This is a genomic window from Labilibaculum sp. (assembly GCF_963664555.1).
Lineage (GTDB): Bacteria > Bacteroidota > Bacteroidia > Bacteroidales > Marinifilaceae > Labilibaculum.
In genome coordinates this window covers 4,188,809-4,208,507 of the sequence record NZ_OY761461.1, presented here as the reverse complement: position 1 = coordinate 4,208,507, position 19,699 = coordinate 4,188,809, and the positions used below count along the sequence as shown (strand labels likewise).

The 19,699-nt window shown below is 35.3% G+C and carries 14 protein-coding genes; 6 read left to right on the top strand and 8 right to left on the bottom strand.

What is annotated here, in order from left to right; translation table 11 throughout:
• Positions 1-49: 49 nt before the first annotated feature.
• The 3 genes from ACKU4N_RS16535 (at position 50) to ACKU4N_RS16525 (ending at position 5,845) form a co-directional block, all read left to right on the top strand.
• Positions 50-1,825, top strand: a complete 1,776-nt coding sequence (locus ACKU4N_RS16535; RefSeq protein ID WP_321318240.1) for a chloride channel protein — start codon at positions 50-52, stop codon at positions 1,823-1,825.
• A gap of 341 nt (positions 1,826-2,166) precedes the next feature.
• On the top strand, positions 2,167-3,942 hold the full coding sequence (locus tag ACKU4N_RS16530; RefSeq protein ID WP_321318238.1) for a chloride channel protein: 1,776 nt from the start codon (positions 2,167-2,169) through the stop codon (positions 3,940-3,942).
• 169 nt (positions 3,943-4,111) lie between these two features.
• Positions 4,112-5,845: a chloride channel protein gene (locus ACKU4N_RS16525; RefSeq protein ID WP_321318237.1), complete on the top strand. Its 1,734-nt coding sequence runs from the start codon at positions 4,112-4,114 to the stop codon at positions 5,843-5,845.
• A gap of 34 nt (positions 5,846-5,879) precedes the next feature.
• Here ACKU4N_RS16525 and ACKU4N_RS16520 read toward each other — a convergent pair whose 3' ends face one another.
• The 3 genes from ACKU4N_RS16520 to ACKU4N_RS16510 form a co-directional block, all read right to left on the bottom strand.
• Positions 5,880-6,470 (bottom strand): hypothetical protein, encoded by a 591-nt coding sequence (locus ACKU4N_RS16520; protein WP_321318235.1) that lies wholly within the window; start codon positions 6,468-6,470, stop codon positions 5,880-5,882.
• Between the two features lie 136 nt (positions 6,471-6,606).
• Positions 6,607-7,113, bottom strand: coding sequence for a hypothetical protein (locus ACKU4N_RS16515; protein ID WP_321318233.1), 507 nt, complete (start codon positions 7,111-7,113; stop codon positions 6,607-6,609).
• Positions 7,114-7,144: 31 nt separating this feature from the next.
• Positions 7,145-7,627, bottom strand: a complete 483-nt coding sequence (locus ACKU4N_RS16510; protein ID WP_321318231.1) for a hypothetical protein — start codon at positions 7,625-7,627, stop codon at positions 7,145-7,147.
• A gap of 433 nt (positions 7,628-8,060) precedes the next feature.
• Between ACKU4N_RS16510 and glyA the strand changes: the two genes are divergently transcribed.
• Entirely contained in the window at positions 8,061-9,341 is a 1,281-nt protein-coding gene (gene glyA / locus ACKU4N_RS16505) for a serine hydroxymethyltransferase (RefSeq protein WP_321318229.1), read from the top strand.
• Positions 9,342-9,545: 204 nt separating this feature from the next.
• The gene (locus ACKU4N_RS16500; protein ID WP_321318227.1) at positions 9,546-10,316 is read left to right on the top strand and encodes a sulfite exporter TauE/SafE family protein; all 771 of its coding nucleotides are present in this window, start codon (positions 9,546-9,548) and stop codon (positions 10,314-10,316) included.
• A gap of 2 nt (positions 10,317-10,318) precedes the next feature.
• Here the strand turns inward: ACKU4N_RS16500 and ACKU4N_RS16495 are convergent, their stop codons facing one another.
• The 5 genes from ACKU4N_RS16495 to ACKU4N_RS16475 all read right to left on the bottom strand — a co-directional run bounded on the left by ACKU4N_RS16495 (position 10,319) and on the right by ACKU4N_RS16475 (position 18,458).
• Entirely contained in the window at positions 10,319-11,266 is a 948-nt protein-coding gene (locus ACKU4N_RS16495; RefSeq protein ID WP_321318224.1) for a cell envelope integrity TolA family protein, read from the bottom strand.
• Positions 11,267-11,275: 9 nt separating this feature from the next.
• Complete coding sequence (locus tag ACKU4N_RS16490) at positions 11,276-11,668, bottom strand: ExbD/TolR family protein (protein WP_289530667.1); 393 nt, start codon at positions 11,666-11,668, stop codon at positions 11,276-11,278.
• A 7-nt stretch (positions 11,669-11,675) separates the two neighbouring features.
• A complete protein-coding gene (locus ACKU4N_RS16485) occupies positions 11,676-12,386 on the bottom strand; it encodes a MotA/TolQ/ExbB proton channel family protein (RefSeq protein ID WP_321318220.1) in 711 nt (236 codons plus the stop codon).
• Between the two features lie 121 nt (positions 12,387-12,507).
• The gene (nhaD, locus tag ACKU4N_RS16480) at positions 12,508-13,896 is read right to left on the bottom strand and encodes a sodium:proton antiporter NhaD (RefSeq protein WP_321318218.1); all 1,389 of its coding nucleotides are present in this window, start codon (positions 13,894-13,896) and stop codon (positions 12,508-12,510) included.
• A gap of 164 nt (positions 13,897-14,060) precedes the next feature.
• Positions 14,061-18,458 (bottom strand): translocation/assembly module TamB domain-containing protein, encoded by a 4,398-nt coding sequence (locus tag ACKU4N_RS16475; RefSeq protein ID WP_321318217.1) that lies wholly within the window; start codon positions 18,456-18,458, stop codon positions 14,061-14,063.
• A gap of 191 nt (positions 18,459-18,649) precedes the next feature.
• Between ACKU4N_RS16475 and tsaD the strand changes: the two genes are divergently transcribed.
• Positions 18,650-19,672 (top strand): tRNA (adenosine(37)-N6)-threonylcarbamoyltransferase complex transferase subunit TsaD, encoded by a 1,023-nt coding sequence (gene tsaD / locus ACKU4N_RS16470; RefSeq protein WP_321318215.1) that lies wholly within the window; start codon positions 18,650-18,652, stop codon positions 19,670-19,672.
• Positions 19,673-19,699: the final 27 nt, after the last annotated feature.

Here is a 19,699-nt window from a genome sequence, read left to right as displayed (position 1 = left end):
GCAATTGGTTGCGTTGGAATCGTGAGATTGGTTTTATTTAAATTTTAGGGTGAAAAAAAAATCATTATTAGGTCGTTTTTTGGTTTGGCGTTTAAAGCACATAAATAATCGTCAGTTTATTTCAATGTTAGCTATTATTATTGGTGTAACATCAGGAATTGCAGCAGTAATTATTAAAAATTCTGTCCATTTTATCAGTTCCCTTCTTCAACGTAACTCCTCGCTGGAATATAAAAATATACTATACGTTATTTATCCAACTATTGGAATTTTGATGGCCGTTTTATTTATAAAATATGTGATCAGACGTCCGGTTCGTCATGGCATACCAAATGTACTCTATGGCATTTCAAAATCCAATGCTCAAATTAGCCGCCACAATATGTTCTCATCAGTTGTAACATCGGCCCTAACAGTTGGATTTGGTGGTTCGGTTGGTTTGGAAGGGCCAACTGTCGCGACCGGAGCTGCTCTTGGATCAAATATTGGGCGTTTATTCCACTTAAATTACAAGCATATTACATTGCTTTTGGGTTGTGCCTGTGCGGGAGCAATGGCTGCGATTTTTAAAGCTCCGATTGCTGCAATTGTTTTTGCTTTGGAAGTAATCATGCTTGATCTCACCATGTGGTCTTTGGTTCCGCTTTTGTTAGCATCTGCATCAGCTGTTATAACCTCTTATTTCTTTTTGGGAATGGATGTTTTGTATCCTTTTAAGGTGCAAAACGGGTTTATTATGTCGGATTTACCTTACTACATTGTTTTGGGGATTTTCACCGGTCTGATTGCTACTTATTTTACAAAGTGCTACATGTTTATACATGGTATTTTCGAAAAAATTGATTCGATTTATAAGAAATTAATTTTTGGTGGATTATCACTTGGAGTTATTATTTTCTTTTTCCCCGCTTTATTTGGAGAGGGATATGATGCGATTAACTCATCTCTGTCAGGCAATTATTCCTACCTGTTCAACAATTCATTTTTCTATTCTTTTCAGGATAATTTTTGGATGATTATTGTTTTGTTGGTTATGGTGATATTTTTTAAAGTGATTGCTGCTTCAATTACTTTTGGAGCAGGTGGTGTAGGTGGTATTTTCGCACCTACATTATTTATGGGAGTTAATGCAGGTGTTTTATTTGCTAAACTTGTGCGTCATTTAGGGTTTCGAGATCTTGAGGTTAATAATTTTGCTCTAATTGGTATGGCAGGAATGATTGCCGGAGTGTTGCACGCACCATTAACAGGATTGTTTTTGATTGCGGATATATCAGGAGGTTATCAATTGTTTGTTCCTTTGATGATAACAGCTACAGTTTCTTATGCCACGGTAAAAACCTTCGAAACTCATTCTGTTTATACCATACAGTTAGCCAAGCGTAAAGAGTTAATGACACATGATAAAGATCAAAACGTATTGTCGTTGATGCGGGTTACCCGATTAATTGAGAAAGACTTTAGCACCGTAAATTCAGATGCCACATTGGGAGAATTAGTTAAAGTTATCGCTAAAGCACACCGGAACATATTTATTGTAATTGATGAGGAGAATAATTTTCAAGGCATTGTAAAGTTGGATGATATTCGGGAGATAATGTTTCAGCCAGAGAAGTATGATGAAGTATTTGTTCGTGATTTGATGGTTGTTCCAGAGGTTATAATTCAGCACGACGAGTCGATGGCTGATGTGGCTAGCAAGTATCAATATTCCGATAAATTTAACTTGGTTGTTCTTAATGAAGGTAAGTATTGTGGGTGCGTATCGAGGGCGCAAATTTTTTCTACTTACCGTCGTATGTTAAAGCATTTTTCAGAAGATTAATAAAATCGAAATTTAAGATTCTTTCTGATGCTTTGTCACAACAAACGTTTGTTTAGTTTGTGTTGATTATCAGAAATTTAGGCCATCATGAGGAAAGTTTATAAAATTTTCTGTCAAAAGGTTTTCTCCTTATTAAATATCTGTTACTTTTGCACTCCGTTTGAAGAGCTGTTATGTAAATGTATTGCCTGATTGGCTCAGATAATCAATGGGATACATAAGATTAATGGAATCGCTGGATTTTTTTATGTAATTCTCTATAGGGTCGCCTGACTTCTTCAGCCATCCGATCTATACGTATTAATAATGTCGTTAGACATAAACGTTGAATTTTTTTAGAAATGAAGAATAAAAGCTTGCTTTCCAGGTTTTTAATTTGGAGAGTGAAGAACATCAAGGAACGACAGTTCGTTCTACTTTTAAGTTTTTTAGTGGGCCTGGTAAGTGGTTTGGCTGCGCTTCTTTTGAAGAACGCAATTCATTTTACACATCATTTTTTAACGCATCGATTGCATGTTGATTCTGCCAACTTGTTGTATCTGGCTTATCCTGCAATAGGTATCTTCCTTGCTGTTTTGTTTGTGAAATTTTTTGTGAAGGATAACATCGGACATGGTGTATCGCGTATTTTGTATGCGATATCAAAGAAGAATTCTCAAATAAAACCTCATAACAACTATTCTTCAATTATCGCCAGTACTTTAACAATTGGTTTTGGAGGATCGGTTGGAGCTGAGGCGCCCGTAGTGCTTACAGGGGCATCTATTGGTTCGAATCTGGCTCGTCTTTTTCATATGAACTACAAGATTGTTACACTGATGGTTGGCTGCGGAGCAGCAGGAGCAATCGGTGGAATCTTTAAAGCCCCTATGGCGGGAATGATTTTCACTTTGGAAGTACTCATGCTCGATTTAACCATGGCATCTTTAATTCCACTTTTAATTTCATCGATTACCGGAGCTAGTGTTTCCTACTTTTTTATGGGAAAAGGTGTTTTACTTACATATGATGTAACAACTCCTTTTGTAATCAATAATATCCCTTACTATATCATTTTAGGTATTTTCGCAGGTTTGGTTTCTCTTTATTTCACCCGCTTTTCAATGTATCTGGAATCAATATTCGGGAAGATTACCAACTGTTATCGAAAAATGATTGTTGGAGGTATTTTGCTGGGGATAATGATTTTCTTGTTTCCTCCGCTTTATGGAGAAGGTTATAACACCATTCAATCGTTGCTGAATGGCAATCATACTGATTTAGTAAATAATAGTATATTCTATTTTCTGAAAGACAATTATTGGCTGTTGTTAGGATATGTGGTGCTGGTTATTGGTTTTAAGGTGATTGCCTCAACAGTTACTACAGGTAGTGGTGGGGTTGGAGGTATTTTTGCTCCTTCTTTATTTTTGGGAGCTGTTGCCGGATTTTTTGTGGCCCGGGTAATTAACGGATTTAATTTTATTAAGCTTTCCGAAAGCAATTTTACCCTTATCGGGATGGCAGGGATGATGGCAGGTGTTATGCACGCGCCTCTTACTGCAATATTTCTTATTGTTGAAATCACCGGTGGCTACGCATTGTTTGTACCAATCATGATTACAGCAACCATAGCCTATCTTACAATCATGTATTTTGAGCCACATTCAATTTACACCAAACGATTGGCAAAACGCGGCGAGCTGATTACTCATAATAAGGACAAAGCGGTTCTTACACTTATGAAAATGGGTAAGGTGATCGAAACGGATTTGAAACGAGTGAACCCGAATGCAACTTTAGGAGAATTAGTGAAGATTATTTCGCATTCACAACGAAATATTTTCCCTGTAGTTGATGAGGATGAAAAATTGTTGGGAATTGTACTGTTGGATGATATCAGAGACATCATGTTTAATCCTGAGATGTATGATGATACATACGTGTGGAGTTTAATGATTATGCCACCAGCAATTTTGGATGTTGATGCGCCTATGGATAAGGTGATGCGAAAATTTGAAGAAACAGGAGCCTGGAACCTTCCGGTTGTGCAGGATGAAAAATATTTGGGTTTTGTCTCAAAAGCGAAAATATTCAATGTCTACAGAAGAGTTTTGGTTCATTTTTCGGATGAATAGATAGTTAGAATTAGTTATTATATTCGTTAAGGTCCATTTTGCAATTGCAAAATGGACTTTTCTTTTTTTGTAAATTACTGATATTAGAATTCTATTTATTAAATTAGGACTTAGCCTATTAAATTTCATGATCGGAAACACGCGGTGGCGTCGATTTCTAATATGGAGAATGCGTCACATTAATAATCAAAGTTTTATTTTAATTCTGAGCGTACTTATCGGTATTGCTTCCGGAATGACTGCGCTTGTATTGAAAACAGCAGTATATCGCGGACGTGAGTTTTTGTTGGAAGGAATCAATTGGAGTTATCAGAATTATTTGTTTTTTCTGTACCCGATGATCGGTGTTGGCCTTACTTTGGTATTTAGAAAATATATTATTCGCGATCTTGCAAAACACAACCTTACATCACTATTGCATGCAATATCAAAACGGAATAGTATTGTGAAATTACACAAAACCTATTCATCCGTTATAGGAGCCATTATCACTGCAGGATTTGGAGGTAGTATCGGTCTGGAGTCTCCAATCATTTCTTCAGGAGCGGCTATCGGATCGAATATGGGGCGTAATTTTCATTTAAACTACAAAGAAATTACCTTGATGTTGGCTTGTGGTGCATCGGGAGCAATTGCAGCTATTTTTAATACTCCGATCGCAGCTATTGTATTTGCTTTGGAGGTATTGTTAATCGATTTGTCGCGATTTTCATTAATTCCCTTACTAATGGCCTCGGTTAGCGGGGCAATAACAACAAAGCTTTTTTTGGATGAGGATATATTGATTGAGTTTGCTATCATTCATCCTTTTGTGATACGGGATATTCCCTTTTTTATTTTACTGGGTATTCTCTCAGGACTTGTTTCTGTTTATTTCACCAAAACATTTCTTTGGATTGAAAACCGATTTGAACATTTTAAATTTCTGAGAAACAGAATGCTGATTGGTGGACTTTCTTTAGGAATACTCATATTTTATTTTCCCGCTTTATATGGAGAAGGCTATAACACAGTAAAAGCATTGGTGGGTGGGAATCTTGCTGAGGTTTTTCGTTCGAGTTTGTTTGAAAATTATACTGATGTTTGGTATATGGTAGTCATTTTTATTGGAGCATTGGTTTTTTTAAAAGTGATTGCAGCCTCAATTACTTTAGGTGCGGGTGGAATAGGAGGTATTTTTGCTCCTTCGGTGTTTACAGGAGCGATGCTGGGCTTTTTGTTTGTATTTGTATACAATCATTTCGAGTTGGGGGAGCCACTCTCAGAGAGTAATTTCACATTGGTTGGCATGGCCAGTGTTCTTGGCGGCGTTTTGCATGCGCCATTAACCGGAATCTTTTTGATAGCTGAAATTACCAGCGGATACGAGTTAATTGTTCCGTTGATGTTGTCAACTACGATTTCTTTTATTACAGTAAAAAGTTTGCAAAAAGAATCTATTGTTACAGCTCAATTGGCCAAAAGGGGCGAGTTGATAACTCATAATAAGGATCTGGCTGTTTTACGTTTTATGCAGCTTTCAAAGGTGATAGAAACTGATTTAATAAGCATTTCGGAAGATGGGAATTTAGGTGATCTGGTGAAAGTGATATCCAAATCGAAGAGGAATATATTTCCAGTGCTTACCGAAGAAGGTTATTTAATTGGGATCATTTTGCTCGATGAGGTACGTGAAATCATGTTTAATGATGAATTGTATTCTACACCAATTTGTAATTTGATGATTATGCCACCCGCATCAATTTCTTTTGCCGATTCAATGGAAAAAGTATTGGACAAATTTAAGGAAACAGGCGCTTGGAATTTGCCCGTTTTGGATCATGGCAAATACGTTGGATTTGTTTCGAAATCCAAATTATTTTCTGCTTATCGGCAGCATTTGCTAAATATAACTGCCGATTAGTAGTTTTTTAAAAGAACCGTTCCCGCAGTAGAGTTTACAATTCGATAGATTTGCCTTTATCCTTATTATGCTTCCGATATATGGAATCTCTTTGTTGAAAATATCTCTTTTGTTTTTTCATAAAATCATTGTGCAATGAATCCAGATTTCGATGCATCTTTTCATTGTATCCTTTCGAGAAATTCATGCGTTCTTCCATCATTTTTTCCATTTTTTGAAGAAGATCATTGTAACTGGAATCTTGGGAGAAGAAATCATTATGGAAGAATTGAGGATTGAAAAAATCATCATTAAAGAAATCTTCGTTGAAGAATGGGTGTTGAAATTGTTTGTGCCCGGAACTGTCCTGATTAAATAATTGCTCCAATTGTTCCTGCATATTTTTTCTCATTTCATGAATATCCGAAAAATTTAAAAAGGCAGAGTCGGGAGTAAAGTGATGGCAACTATCCGATGACCAAGTGTAAACATAGGTGGAATCATATCGAATCAGATTTCCATCTTTATCAAATTCCTTATTGACTTTAATGTCCTCGTTTGGCTTTGTTTTGTTGATCTTATTTTGAGAGAATCCGCTAAGGGAAAACAATAAGATTAAAACAAAAAAAACAGATTTAGTTCTCATTTCAATCAATTTTTTGTTTTTAATATCAGAACAAATTTACAAAAAGGGTGATTTTGTTCCGAGTTAAATTATTTTAAAAAGTATTAAAAAAGCCACCCGGAATGAGTGGCTTGTATCTAATACATTGGTAGTTTTGCTAGTCCATGTGTTTTAGCTGCACTGCATAAAGTATGACAAAGAGTGTAACTATCACTCCTCCAATTAAGGCATTTGTCATTGATGCTTCAAAATCGATTAGAACCAATGGAACTAATACCCAAAAGTAGTTTATAATTGTATATAAGTAGAAACCATTCTTTTTTAGTTTAAACATCATGAAGACACCGAGTAAACTTAGTATTGCAAAAAGACAATTAACACCAGTAACCAAACCTAGGTTCTGAGACATTTTTTCTAGTACTACGATTCCATTTTCAGTGCTTTTGTAGAAAAAACCTGAATCCATTCCTGCTTGTTCTAATTGATCCATTGCAGTAGTTAACTTTTCCATTTGAGCAGGATAGGTGCTTTCGAAAGTTGCATACTGATATACAGAATACAGTAATCCAAAGCCACCACTACCAATAAATGATAGGATACAAAGAACGGTTAAGAAAGTTGGTCTTTTTTTAGGAGTTTCGATAGTTGTTACATTTTCTTCCATAATAGTTTGGTTTTTTTAGGGATAATAAATATTAATTCAGTTTATTAAGGTTGATAGCATAAAGGGCAATAAATAGTATGGTGAATATACTTCCAAATAAGATTCCAATATTAACAAATAAGTTAAATCCAATAAACACAGGAGCTACAAAGAGAAGCAATACTTGAGCTGCCGAATAGATGTAAAACCCTGTCTTTTTTAATTGAAACATTAGAATAGCACCTGTTAAGCTTGCCACATACAATATAAATTGAGTCAGAGATATTTCAAAAATATGCTGAAGAGCTTTCTGCCCTATTTCCAGTGCTTGTTCTACAAATTTCCGGGCAAAATCATCATGAACATTGTCCAGTGCAGTTTCGAAAAGCTCTGGATCCAAAAGGTTCTTGAGAGGAGACATAATCATCCCGAAGATATTGTTTAGAATACCGAATCCACTTCCAATAAAGGTAAGAATACATAAGGTAGTTAATAGTCCTGGTCTTTGTTTTGGATTTGAGTCAACTATTTCCATACTGGTTTATTTAGGATTATTTACAATGTTAAATTTACAATAAATGTGTTAAGTTGTGAAATGAAAATTTAGAATTTAGATTTTATGTGCTTATTGAAAGGTGAGATGCGATTTTTACAAGATGATTATTGATTTTTAGAGCTTGATGAGTCTGATAAGAATGTAATGAGATTAGGGATTTTAAATGATCTATTTTCTATATGTGTTATAAATATTCTTTTAAGAATGAATTAGCTAAGAAATAATTTTTTTAATATGCTGATTTGTCTAATTTTGAAGCTGCACTTTTAGGAATATATAATTTAATTATTTTTGTGGTGCATCATCTTTTCAAGGGGGAGTAAATACTTTATCGGTAAGGAATTATATTCCTTCTAAACACTAACAAATCATTAATTCATTTCGAATAATTTCGGAAAAAAGACAAACAACAATGGAAAGAGATATTCAAATTTTCGACCTAATTGATCAGGAATACCTACGTCAAAAGAATGGTATTGAATTAATTGCTTCTGAGAACTTCGTGAGTCAGCAAGTAATGGACGCAATGGGCTCATGCCTGACAAATAAATATGCTGAAGGATATCCGGGAAAGAGATATTATGGTGGTTGTCAGATCGTGGATCAAACTGAACAATTGGCTATTGACAGAGCATGTGAATTATTCGGAGCAGAATATGCTAACGTACAGCCACACTCCGGTGCACAGGCAAATGCTGCTGTATTTTATGCTTGTTTGCAGCCAGGGGACACATTTTTAGGATTGGATTTATCACATGGCGGTCATTTATCACACGGATCACCGGTAAACCTTTCTGGTACTTTGTACAATCCTATTGCATATCATGTAAAAGAAGAAACCGGAACAGTTGATTACGATGAATTAGAGCAGTTGGCTTTGGAACATAAACCAAAAATGATTGTTGCCGGAGCATCTGCTTATTCCCGCGATTGGGATTTTCCTCGTTTACGCGAAATTGCGGATAAAGTAGGATGTTTGCTTATGGCGGATATCGCTCATCCTGCAGGATTAATTGCAAAAGGATTACTAAGTAATCCAATTCCTTACTGTCATATTGTGACTACAACAACTCATAAAACTCTTCGTGGACCACGTGGAGGATTGATTTTAATGGGAAAAGATTTTGAAAATCCTTGGGGACAAACAACTCCAAAAGGGGAAGTGAAAATGATGTCTCAGGTATTAAATTTTGCTGTATTTCCAGGACAACAAGGAGGACCTCTTGAGCATGTTATAGCTGCAAAAGCAGTTGCTTTTGGAGAGGCCTTAACTGATTCATATAAGGAGTATGCGATTCAAATGCAGAAAAATGCAAAAGTAATGGCCGCTGAATTTATGAAGTTAGGATACAAAGTCATTTCTGGTGGAACAGATAATCACTCCATGTTGGTTGATCTTCGTTCAAAATTTCCTGAAATTTCTGGTAAGAAAGTGGAAAATGTATTGGTTCAGGCTGATATTACCATCAATAAAAATATGGTTCCATTTGATACCCGTTCCCCATTTGCAACATCTGGTTTGCGTGTTGGAACTCCAGCAATTACAACTCGTGGTTTAAAGGAGGAGCATATGCCAATAATCGTTCAAATGATTGATGAGGTAATTAGCAATATCGAAAGCGAAGAGGTTATCGCTTCTGTTCGTGAGCGCGTAAATGAGATGATGTGTGAGCGACCAATGTTTGCTTGGTAGTATTATTTTACAAATATAGAAGAAGAGGAGATTTGATTCTCCTCTTTTTTTTGTTCGATATTCTGTAAAGTGCTTAACTATTATTGATTTTGTGATGTTTAAGCAATATGTTTAGTCAAATTATTTTCTCCGAAGCATTTTGTTTTTAAACATGTTTTGTTTCAATTTTTATCTTTAGTTTAAGCGCTTAAAAAGGATGAAATTATGGAATGGTATTATTATATTTTAATTGTAATTGTTGGTGTTTTTTGTGGGTTTCTAAATACGCTTGCAGGTAGTGGATCAATAATTAGTTTGGCTGTGCTGATGTTTATGGGACTTCCCGCAAATGTTGCTAACGGAACCAATCGAATAGCCATTTTGATGCAGAATATTGTTGGGGTCAGCAGTTTTAAAAAGCAAAAAGTTTTTTCTTTTAAAGAAGGGATCTGGCTGGCACTTCCAGCTATTGTTGGATCGGTAATTGGAGCCAGTCTTGCTGTTGAAATCAATGAGGATATGATGCAGAAAACCATTGGCGGTTTGCTTATTTTCCTCTTTTTTATCGTGCTTTACAAGCCTGATGCATGGGTGAAAGGACAGGCAGGGTTAATTCGATCAAAACCGAGTATAATACAAATTGTAATTTTCTTTTTTATTGGATTGTATGGTGGATTTATACAAGCTGGTGTTGGGTTTTTCCTTCTTTCAGGATTGGTGTTGGGAGCAGGTTTTGATCTCGTGAAGGCAAATGCGATTAAGGTATTTATTGTTCTTCTTTACACCCCATTTGCTTTGGGTGTTTTTATAATGAATGGACAAATTGATTATAAAATTGGTTTTATTCTTGCCGCAGGAAATATGATTGGAGCTTATGTTGCAGCTAATTTTGCTGTTAGTTTAGGAGCTAAATTTGTGCGTTACATTCTTTTATTGGTAATTATTTTCGCCTCTTTTAAATTTCTTGGAGTCTATGAAATGTTTGGATTAATATAAAATCAATCCAATTGAAAATGATAAGTGATTGATCCTTGTTGAAACGCTGAAGCTTTTGGGTCAGAATTGAAAACGGCTTTCATTGCTGCTTTTCTGGCTGCCTCAAATAGGGTAGAATTACTGGTTGTAGAACCTGGCATTCCAGGTCTTGCATTAACCACTTTTCCATTTCTGTCAACAGTTATTTCAACAACCACTTTTCCGCTTTCTTGTAAGTTATATTGTGGTTTGGGTATGGACATAGAGTTTCGGCCTTTTAAATCGTACGAAACGCCTTTATTCCCTAAACCTGAACCATTGTAATTATCAGAATCCGAAGATCCGTTTGGAGCTCCCTGATTGCCCGAAGTCGATGTATTGCCTTGAGATGAATTTGAGGCAGTACCCTGGCCAAAAACATTTTTTGCTTTATTGTTGATGTTGGCAATTTTTTCCTGTCTTTCTGCTTCTTCTTTTCTAAGTTTTTCTATTTCAGCCAAACGTTGTCTTTCCGCCTCGGCTTCTTGTTGTTGTTTAATTTCTTCTTGTCGCTTCTTTTCTTTTTCAATTTTTTTCAGTCGATCTTGTTCCGCTTTTATTTTTTTATTTTTTTCAATTTCAGCCTTTTTTTTTGCTGTTTCCTTTGCCGAAGGAACAGAAGGAGCTTCTTCAGTTTCTTGAGTAAGAATTTTTTCGTTGGCTGAACTTGTTGATTTTTCCGGTTTCGATTGAGAAACCTGTGGTTTTGGTGCAGGTTTCGAAACAGCAGTAACAGCTTGAGTCGACTGAGAAGGAGCCGGATCTTTTTTGCCTAATCCCTGATTCGTATTCCCAAAATTCACCAAAATACCTTCTTCCTCCGGCAGAGGAAGCGGCGTATGAAATCCCAGATAAAATAGTATGGCAAGTAATCCAATGTGGAAAATTATTGTCCCAACAAATCCAATTCGTTTGCCTTTAGAATTACTCATCGAATAAAATTATTTAGCTCTTGTTGCCAATATTAACTTGTATTTATTGTTTTTCGCAATATTCATTACCCTAACAACCTGCTCCATAGGCACAGATTTATCAACGTGCAAGGAGATGGTTGGATCTTCTTCTCTCGCCAAACGTTTTTGCAAACGATTTTCAAGTTGAGAAAATGGAATAGGTGTGGTTTCAATAAAAAAGTTAAACTCCTTATCTATTGAAACTGTAGTTATTGGTTTTGCAGCGGTTTGATTTTTACTTTGCGGCAAGAGTAATTTTAGCGCATTTGGAGCGATAAGAGTTGATGTTACCATAAAGAATATAAGCAACAAGAACACAATGTCTGTCATTGATGACATGCTAAAATTAGGATTTACCTTATTTCTGGTTTTTAATGCCATGAGCTAATTACTTAATTGGTTCGTTCAATAAATCCATAAATTCGGTTGTGGTTGCCTCCATAGTAAAAACGACTTTTTCAACTTTTGCTACCAAAATATTATAAGCAAAATAAGCGATTATCCCAACAATGAGACCGGCAACAGTTGTTACCATTGCAGTATAGATACCATGTGATAAAAGGGAGACATCAATATTATTGCCTGCGGTAGACATATCGTAAAAAGCCTGAATCATACCCATTACAGTACCTAAGAAACCAATCATGGGAGCGGCACCGGCAACAGTTGCAAGTGTTGGCAGGTTTTTTTCAAGTTTAGAAACTTCAAGATTGCCGATGTTTTCAATTGCAGCATTAACATCGTTTAGTGGTCGTCCAATTCGCTTAATTCCTTTCGAAATCATTTTTGATACTGGAGTTTCATTCGACTCACAAAGTGCTAATGCAGAATCTATTTTTCCTTCATGAATGTAATCTCTGATTCTGTTCATAAAATTTGAATCTACTTTTGTTGCTTTGCGTATGGCATAAAATCTCTCAAAAAAGATATACATAGCGATACCTGAAAGAACTATAATTGGAACCATAATCCATCCGCCTTTAAAGGCCAGATCAATAAAATTAAGAGAAATTTCGGTGGCTTCAGTTCCTTGTCCTTCAAGTAAGGCCTCATTTTGTGCCACGGTTTGAATCCCAGCTAAAATCAAAAGATAATTCATATTTACTATTTTCAAGTTAAATCTAACACATAAAAAAACGAGATATAATATAGAATATTATATCTCGCTAAATTAATATTATTGTTTTTGATTCTCGATACAAAAACAGGAAATTCTAATTTTAATGCAATAAGACTGCTTCAAGGTAGTAAACCCCGGCACCAGCAAGGTATCCGGCTAAAGCAAGAAGTGAAATCTTTTTCAAATACCAGATGAAATCGATTTTTTCCATTCCCATTGCAGCAACTCCGGCAGCAGATCCAATAATTAAAATACTTCCTCCTGTTCCAGCACAATAAGCTAAAAATTCCCAAAATAAACCGTCCTGAACAAAGTTGGATAGATATCCTACCGCACCGGCACTTTCAATAGAATACATTCCCATTGCACCTGCCACTAAAGGCACATTATCCACAACAGATGAAAGGATTCCAATTATTAGGTTGATGACATAGATGTTGTGAATATTTTCATCCATGTATTTGGCTAAAATATCCAAATGTCCTGCAGATTGTAAACTGGATACGGCTGACAATATACCTAAAAAGAAAAGTACGGTTGGGACATCAACTTTTTTAAGAATACCAATAACAGTAAGTCTTCTTCTATCCTCATGTTCTTTGTTCTTGTGCATAATTTCAGTGACCATCCACATAACACCCAATCCAAATAGCATTCCCATGTATGGAGGCAAGTGGGTTACGGTTTTAAAAACAGGAACAAACAATAGGGAGGATATACCTAATGTTAAAATAAAGGCACGTTCTTTGGCTGTTGTAAATTCTTTTTCGTTTGCGTTTGCTTTAGCTGGACGTTTTACATTTCCTTTCATCCAAAATGAAACGATAGTTAACGGAACAATCATTGTAAACAAAGAAGGCAGGAATACTCCGGTGATAATTTTAAGAGTAGTTACCTGTCCGCCAATCCAAAGCATAATTGTTGTTACATCACCAATTGGCGACCAGGCACCTCCGGCATTAGCTGCTAATACAACCATCGAGGCAAAAAACCAGCGGTCTTCTTTAGCATCAATCAATTTTCGGATAAGAGCAACCATTACGATGGTGGTTGTAAGATTATCAAGAGCTGCAGACATGAAAAAGGTTAAAACACTAAGTATCCAAAGAAGTTTTACTTTGTTTGTTGTTTTAATCTTATCAGTAATTAATTTAAATCCTTGATGTTGGTCAACAATCTCAACAATTGTCATTGCTCCTAAAAGGAAGAAGAGAATGGCAGATATTTCAGATAGATGATGAAGAACCTCGTGATGAGTTATAAAATCCAACATTCCTTGATGACTGTCGGCATGCGGGTTTATTGCAACATATTCATTCCAGGCTCTGCTAACGCCTGTTGAGAGAATATCAACTCCTCCAAATACGTATAGAACCCAGGTTATTACTCCTATTAATAGAGCCGAAGCGGCCTTGTCAATTTTCAGCGGATGTTCTAGTGCTATAGCAGCATATCCTAGAACAAAAACCACAACCATTAGTGTAAACATAGTAATAGATTATTTTTTAGTGAATTGTTTTTTATTAGACAAGATGCTAATATAACAATATTTACGATTTAATATTTGAGACAATTAAAGAAAAAAATCTCTTATTAATTCTGCTAAAAAACATTGAATGTGGAATTGTAAAACACATTTTCATTGACTAATGCCTACTTCTTTTTTTGATCTTTATTTGACTTGAGGAAATTGAGGTATTTTTTCACTAATCCAGAAAAGGTATTGAAGTCTTCTTTGTAAAAAATACCGATTCCTTGTGTATTTCTTGTCTCTTCGTATACTAAATATTCATTTGAACGGGTGAATGCTTTAAGTTGTAACTTTCCTTTTTTGTCCAATTTAAAATTCACATCTACATCACCAACAATATCACTATTGCTGGTTTGACTATTTCCGGTTCCTACATTACCATTAATGGTTAGCTTATCGTTAAAAACCTGAGTGGAGAGAGCTAATTCAATTTCATCATTTGTTAAATTATCGCCGGGTCTATAACTTACTCCAATGTCAAAATCGTTGCTGATTTGACTAAGCCAATTTGATAATTGATTGGATAACAGTTCGCTTGTGGTGATTCCAACAGCATAGCTGGAGTTTTTATTTTCAAAATCAGGATCTGTCGATCGAAGATATTCGGGAGTGTAAAATCGGTTTAAAACCAATAAGGATAAAATTTGCTTATTCATCTCATCTTCGGTTGAAAACAGGCCTTCCAGGATGCTTTGTGTCTGCTGATCCAGGGTAGGAAAATTGATATCAAAGCGAATAAGTGGATTCTCAAGATTCTGGCTTAGATTCATGTTACATTCAACCGGAACCTTCTTGGTATTATCGATATATGGTGTATTTAAAAGTAGATCGTATAATGTTGTTTTAACATTGTATACTGCATTAATATTAAGTGTTGCGTTGTACGGATCGCCATCCCATTTAATGTTTCCACCATTTGCTAAATCGAACTTTTTATTGATCACATTTTGCAGTGTGAAAAGGTAACTTCCTGTTTGAATTGTATAGTCTCCAAATATTTTAAAATCACCTTTTGTGTCGATTTCAAGTTTTAAATTTCCTCCTCCTTTGGCCTTTAGAACATCACCAATTTTTGAATCGAAAATAATTTGCACTTCTGTTTCCGGAGTAATTTCCAAATCGCAATTTAGGCGGATACCCGACAAGTCAATTTTATATTCATCTTCTAAATTGGTTTCCGATTGATGATTTGAATTTACGAATGTGATGAAATTACTTTCTTCAATGTCGCCACTGTTGTTTAGGGGAACGTATAATCTGGTATTCTTATCAGTCTTTGCTCTAACTTCAATGTCTAAGTCGTTCACAGGACCAAACATGGTCGTAATTCCTGTAACATAGGCTTGTCCGTAAAATAGTTCGTTGTCAGTTGGTTTGGTGTTCAGAACATTGAAAGAACGCGTATTTACTGCCAAATCTAAATTGAAGTTCTGGAATAGCTGATGAGATATAACACCATAAATGGTAGCTGTGTTTTGATCAGTATCAACTAGTTTAAAATTATTAAACTGCAATTCGGATGGTGTTATTTTAATGCTGTCGTTGCAGGTATAGGTTGTTTGCAGTTCGTTTATTGTAAAATTCGCATTTTCCAATTTAATAAATCCCGATGTTTTGGGCTTACTGGACGCCCCTACTATATGAACGTGGCCAGATGCATTTCCATTTATTTTGGAAATATTTTCTTGTAAGTAAGGATTTAATAAGTTCAAACGTATTTTGTCAATATTAATATCCATGTTTAGGGAATCCAATTCAGGGAAATAATTACCTTGTAAATTCAGCTCTTTGTGATTGTTGTGATCCGTAAAAGATGAAAATGAGAGTTTTTTCTCAACTTTTTCCCAATCGCTGATCAAATAAAAATTTCCTAAGGTGTCTTTATTAAGAACAAGGTTCTCAAGCATGAGATTGGAGTTGGATAATCTGTCGCCATAAAAGTCTGAAATTTGCAGGTAGCCCCGAACAGTCCCGTCAATTCCAATGTTTTGTTCTCGGGTCAGATCATTTAAATTCTTGAGGCTAATGTTCTGAATTTGAAAGTTGATACTGTCAGCAGGATTGGACGAGATTTTTCCATCTAAGCCAAAGTATTGATTCTTTCTGCTGATTCTGAAATGATCAATTGCAAAACTTGTGCTGTCAATTACTAACTTAGATTCTTGAACAGACCAAACACTATCAGCCATTATTAAACTACTCGGAAGCAGATTGATATCCCAAACAGGATTATTAGATTCTTTCGACTTTTGGACACTCGCTTTGGCACTAATAAAACCACTGTAGGTGACAGCATCCCAGTTATTCCAAAGCAGATCTAAACTAACCTTATTATTACTGGCAGTAATTTTTTCTGACAGGTTATACAATTTAAATTGATCTGAAACGCTAAATTTATTTGTGCGTCCTTTTATAACAAGCTCTTTATTATCGGTAGAGAGATCTAATTTGAGTTCTTCAAACGATTTATCCTGCACCGTAAGAGTAGGCGAAGTAAAATGCATTTCGATTAACTGTTCTTTTGCATTTAGTTTTCCTACTAAGCTAGTATTTGGAGCTAATTTAATATCTGGATAAAAAAGCTTTGTAACAGGTTCTGTTTCTTTTAAATTTATTGAGAAATTAAAATTATTTGTACTGTCGGTATTTACAAATTCTTTTTCCGGGGCATAGGCTGGAAAATAAACATAAGCCATATTTGCAACAGAAGAAATTAATTGGTCAATTTCATAATTCCCTTCTATTTTGGCATCAGAAATATCAGAATTCAGGATAGTTCTTTTAAATATTGGCGATGAAAATGAGTTGATTGTAAGTTTGTTGAGAACAAACTCGCCCAAACTGTTCTTGTATTCAGTATTTGTAATTTCAATAATTCCATTTGCATTATCAAATTCGCTTCCGGCAAAATTTGCATCCAGAGATAAGCTAAGTTCTGATTTTGGATCTTTTGTATTTAAATGAAGGGGGAAGAGTTTGGCATTACGAAGATGAGAACTAAATTTCATTGTTGGAATTTCCTTCGAAAAGTCAATATTTCCGGTAAAATCAAAGCCGATATTAGGATCTTCAATAGAAATTTTACCATCAAAGCTTGAATTCGTGAAAAATCCATCCAGGGAAAGGTTTTTATATTCGTAATCGTAGAAATCTACTTTACTGATATTTCCTTTCATGGCACCTTGGGTTAGATCTGTTTCTGTAAAACCGTTTACCGAAACATTTAAGGAAACATTCCCAACTTTTTCCTGTTCTATTAAACCTCCAAGGTAGAAGTTTGATGCTTTAAGATCTCCGGTAAAATTTAATCTGCTGTTTCCCGAATTCGGTTTAAATAGTATATCCGTTTTAATTTCACCCAATTCAGTTTTAAAATCTCCATAAAAGACAAAGTCATTTAAAAAACCATTAAATTGACCATTATAATGAATTAAGCCTAAATTGTCGAAGTATCCAGGCAAATTAAAGAATTCTTTTTCATAACCAGGAATGTAAACTTTTTCAATATCAGAAATCGTAGTTGTGAGCTCTTCAAAATCGGCCTCCAAATAAGCGTCTTTTAGGTAAGGAAGTCCATTCATATAAAATCGTCCCTTAAGAACGGTATTGGCACCATATACAATATCAATATCACGACCTCTTAAATCGTAAACAGTGCCGTAAATATGGCCGGAAAGAAATCCGGTCTCCCTAAATCCCAAGAGCAGATCATTAAAATAAGCTATATCTAAAAAACTAATCCGAGAGGAGATTAATTGGAAATCCAGCTTCATTTTTTTAGTGAAATGCTGCCAGTTTTGTTTGCCCGGTTCGTAGTTAAAATATAAATGTTCTGCTTGAAGCTTACTGTTTGGTGATGTAATATTTACATCCTTTAATCCCCATTGATGACTGGTTATCCATGTTTTGGCTGTAAAGTCTTTCAATTCGAATCCTGATTTTTCAATACAGCTTAAATGCTGCAGTTGAAAATCTACCGAGTCACCAACAATTTGAATGTTACGAGCTTGAAGATTAAGTTTCGAGACATAAATATTGTTATAATTCATGCCAAATTCCTGAGGAATTGTATCAGGTGCGCTATATCCAAATTGAGAATTGATAAGATCGACGTTGGCAACAGTAATTTCCCATGATTTTTGAATTGTATCAGTCGTATTTCCTTTTTTTCCACTGGATAGTGAGTCTAGAAAAACATCATAGTTAAACAATCTGTTTTCATCTTCTTGAAGATTTACATATGCCCTGTCTAAAGTCAGTTTGTTGATGAAAATTTTTTGTTTTCTGATGTTAAAAGAATCAATTTTAGCTGTTAGATTCCCAACATAAACCAAAGTGTCTTTTTGATAATCTTCAATATAAAGACCTTTTAGTATTATGCTTTTAAATGGGGAGATATTTACTCCTTCAATTCTGACGGGAGTATTTGTTTGGTCTGAAATATAATTGGCAATTTTTTGGCTTGCGTAGGTTTGTACACGACTATTCAAGAATATCAGATACGTTAAAATGGGTATCATAATGATAACCACAAGTGTCCAAATTGATATTTTGAGAAATTTTTTGATAATTTTGCTTTTTTATGAGATGCACAAAATTAGCTAAAAAGAAGAAGATTTTTACACCTTAATATAGTGTTTGCGGAGTTTTTTGATTTTTTTAACCTTTTAAGTGTGTAAAGCCATTTTTATTCTGATTTAAATAAAATTTAATGAGTACAACTATATTAGGAATTGAGTCGTCTTGTGATGATACTTCTGCTTCAATATTAAGGGATGGAGTAATTTATTCGAATATCACAGCCAACCAGGATGTACATATGGATTATGGAGGAGTTGTTCCAGAGTTAGCTTCGAGAGCTCATCAACAGAACATAATTCCGGTGGTTCATCAAGCCATGCAAAAAGCAGGAGTTACTGCCGATGAGATTGATGCAGTTGCTTTTACCAGAGGACCGGGTTTATTGGGGTCATTAATGGTTGGAACTTCCTTTGCCAAAGGTTTTGCTTTGTCTAAAAATATTCCTTTAATCGAGGTGAATCATCTGCAGGCACATATTCTTGCGCATTTTATTGATGATTTAAAGAACAAATACGAGCATCCTGATTTTCCCTTTTTGGCTTTGCTTGTATCCGGCGGTAATTCTCAGATTATTGTGGTTAAAGATCATTTAGAGATGGAAGTAATTGGGGAGACCATTGACGATGCAGCAGGAGAGGCGTTTGATAAATGTGCTAAGGTGATGGGATTGCCTTATCCGGGAGGTCCGATTATTGATCGTAATGCAAAATTAGGCAATCCTCTTGCTTATGAATTTAGCCGACCAAAAATTCAAGGATTAAACTATAGTTTCAGTGGGCTTAAAACGTCATTTTTGTACTTCGTTCGCGATCGGATAAAGGAGAATCCAAATTTTATAGCGGAAAATATGAATGATTTGTGTGCGTCGCTGCAATACACAATTGTTGATGTTTTAATGAACAAAGTTAAAAAAGCGGCAAAAGAAACTGGGATTAAGCAAGTGGCTATTGCCGGTGGTGTTTCAGCCAATTCCGGATTGCAAAAAGCGTTGACAGAGGCAGCCGTAAAATTCAAGTGGAAAGTTTTTATTCCTCAGCTAGGTTATTCTCTTGATAACGCCGCGATGATTGCAATTACCGGTTATTTTAAATTTCTTAAAAAGGAATTTGTAGAGCAGGATACAGCTCCTTTTGCCAGAATGACCATTAAATAACAAATAGAAAACGGAAGAAAATAAAGT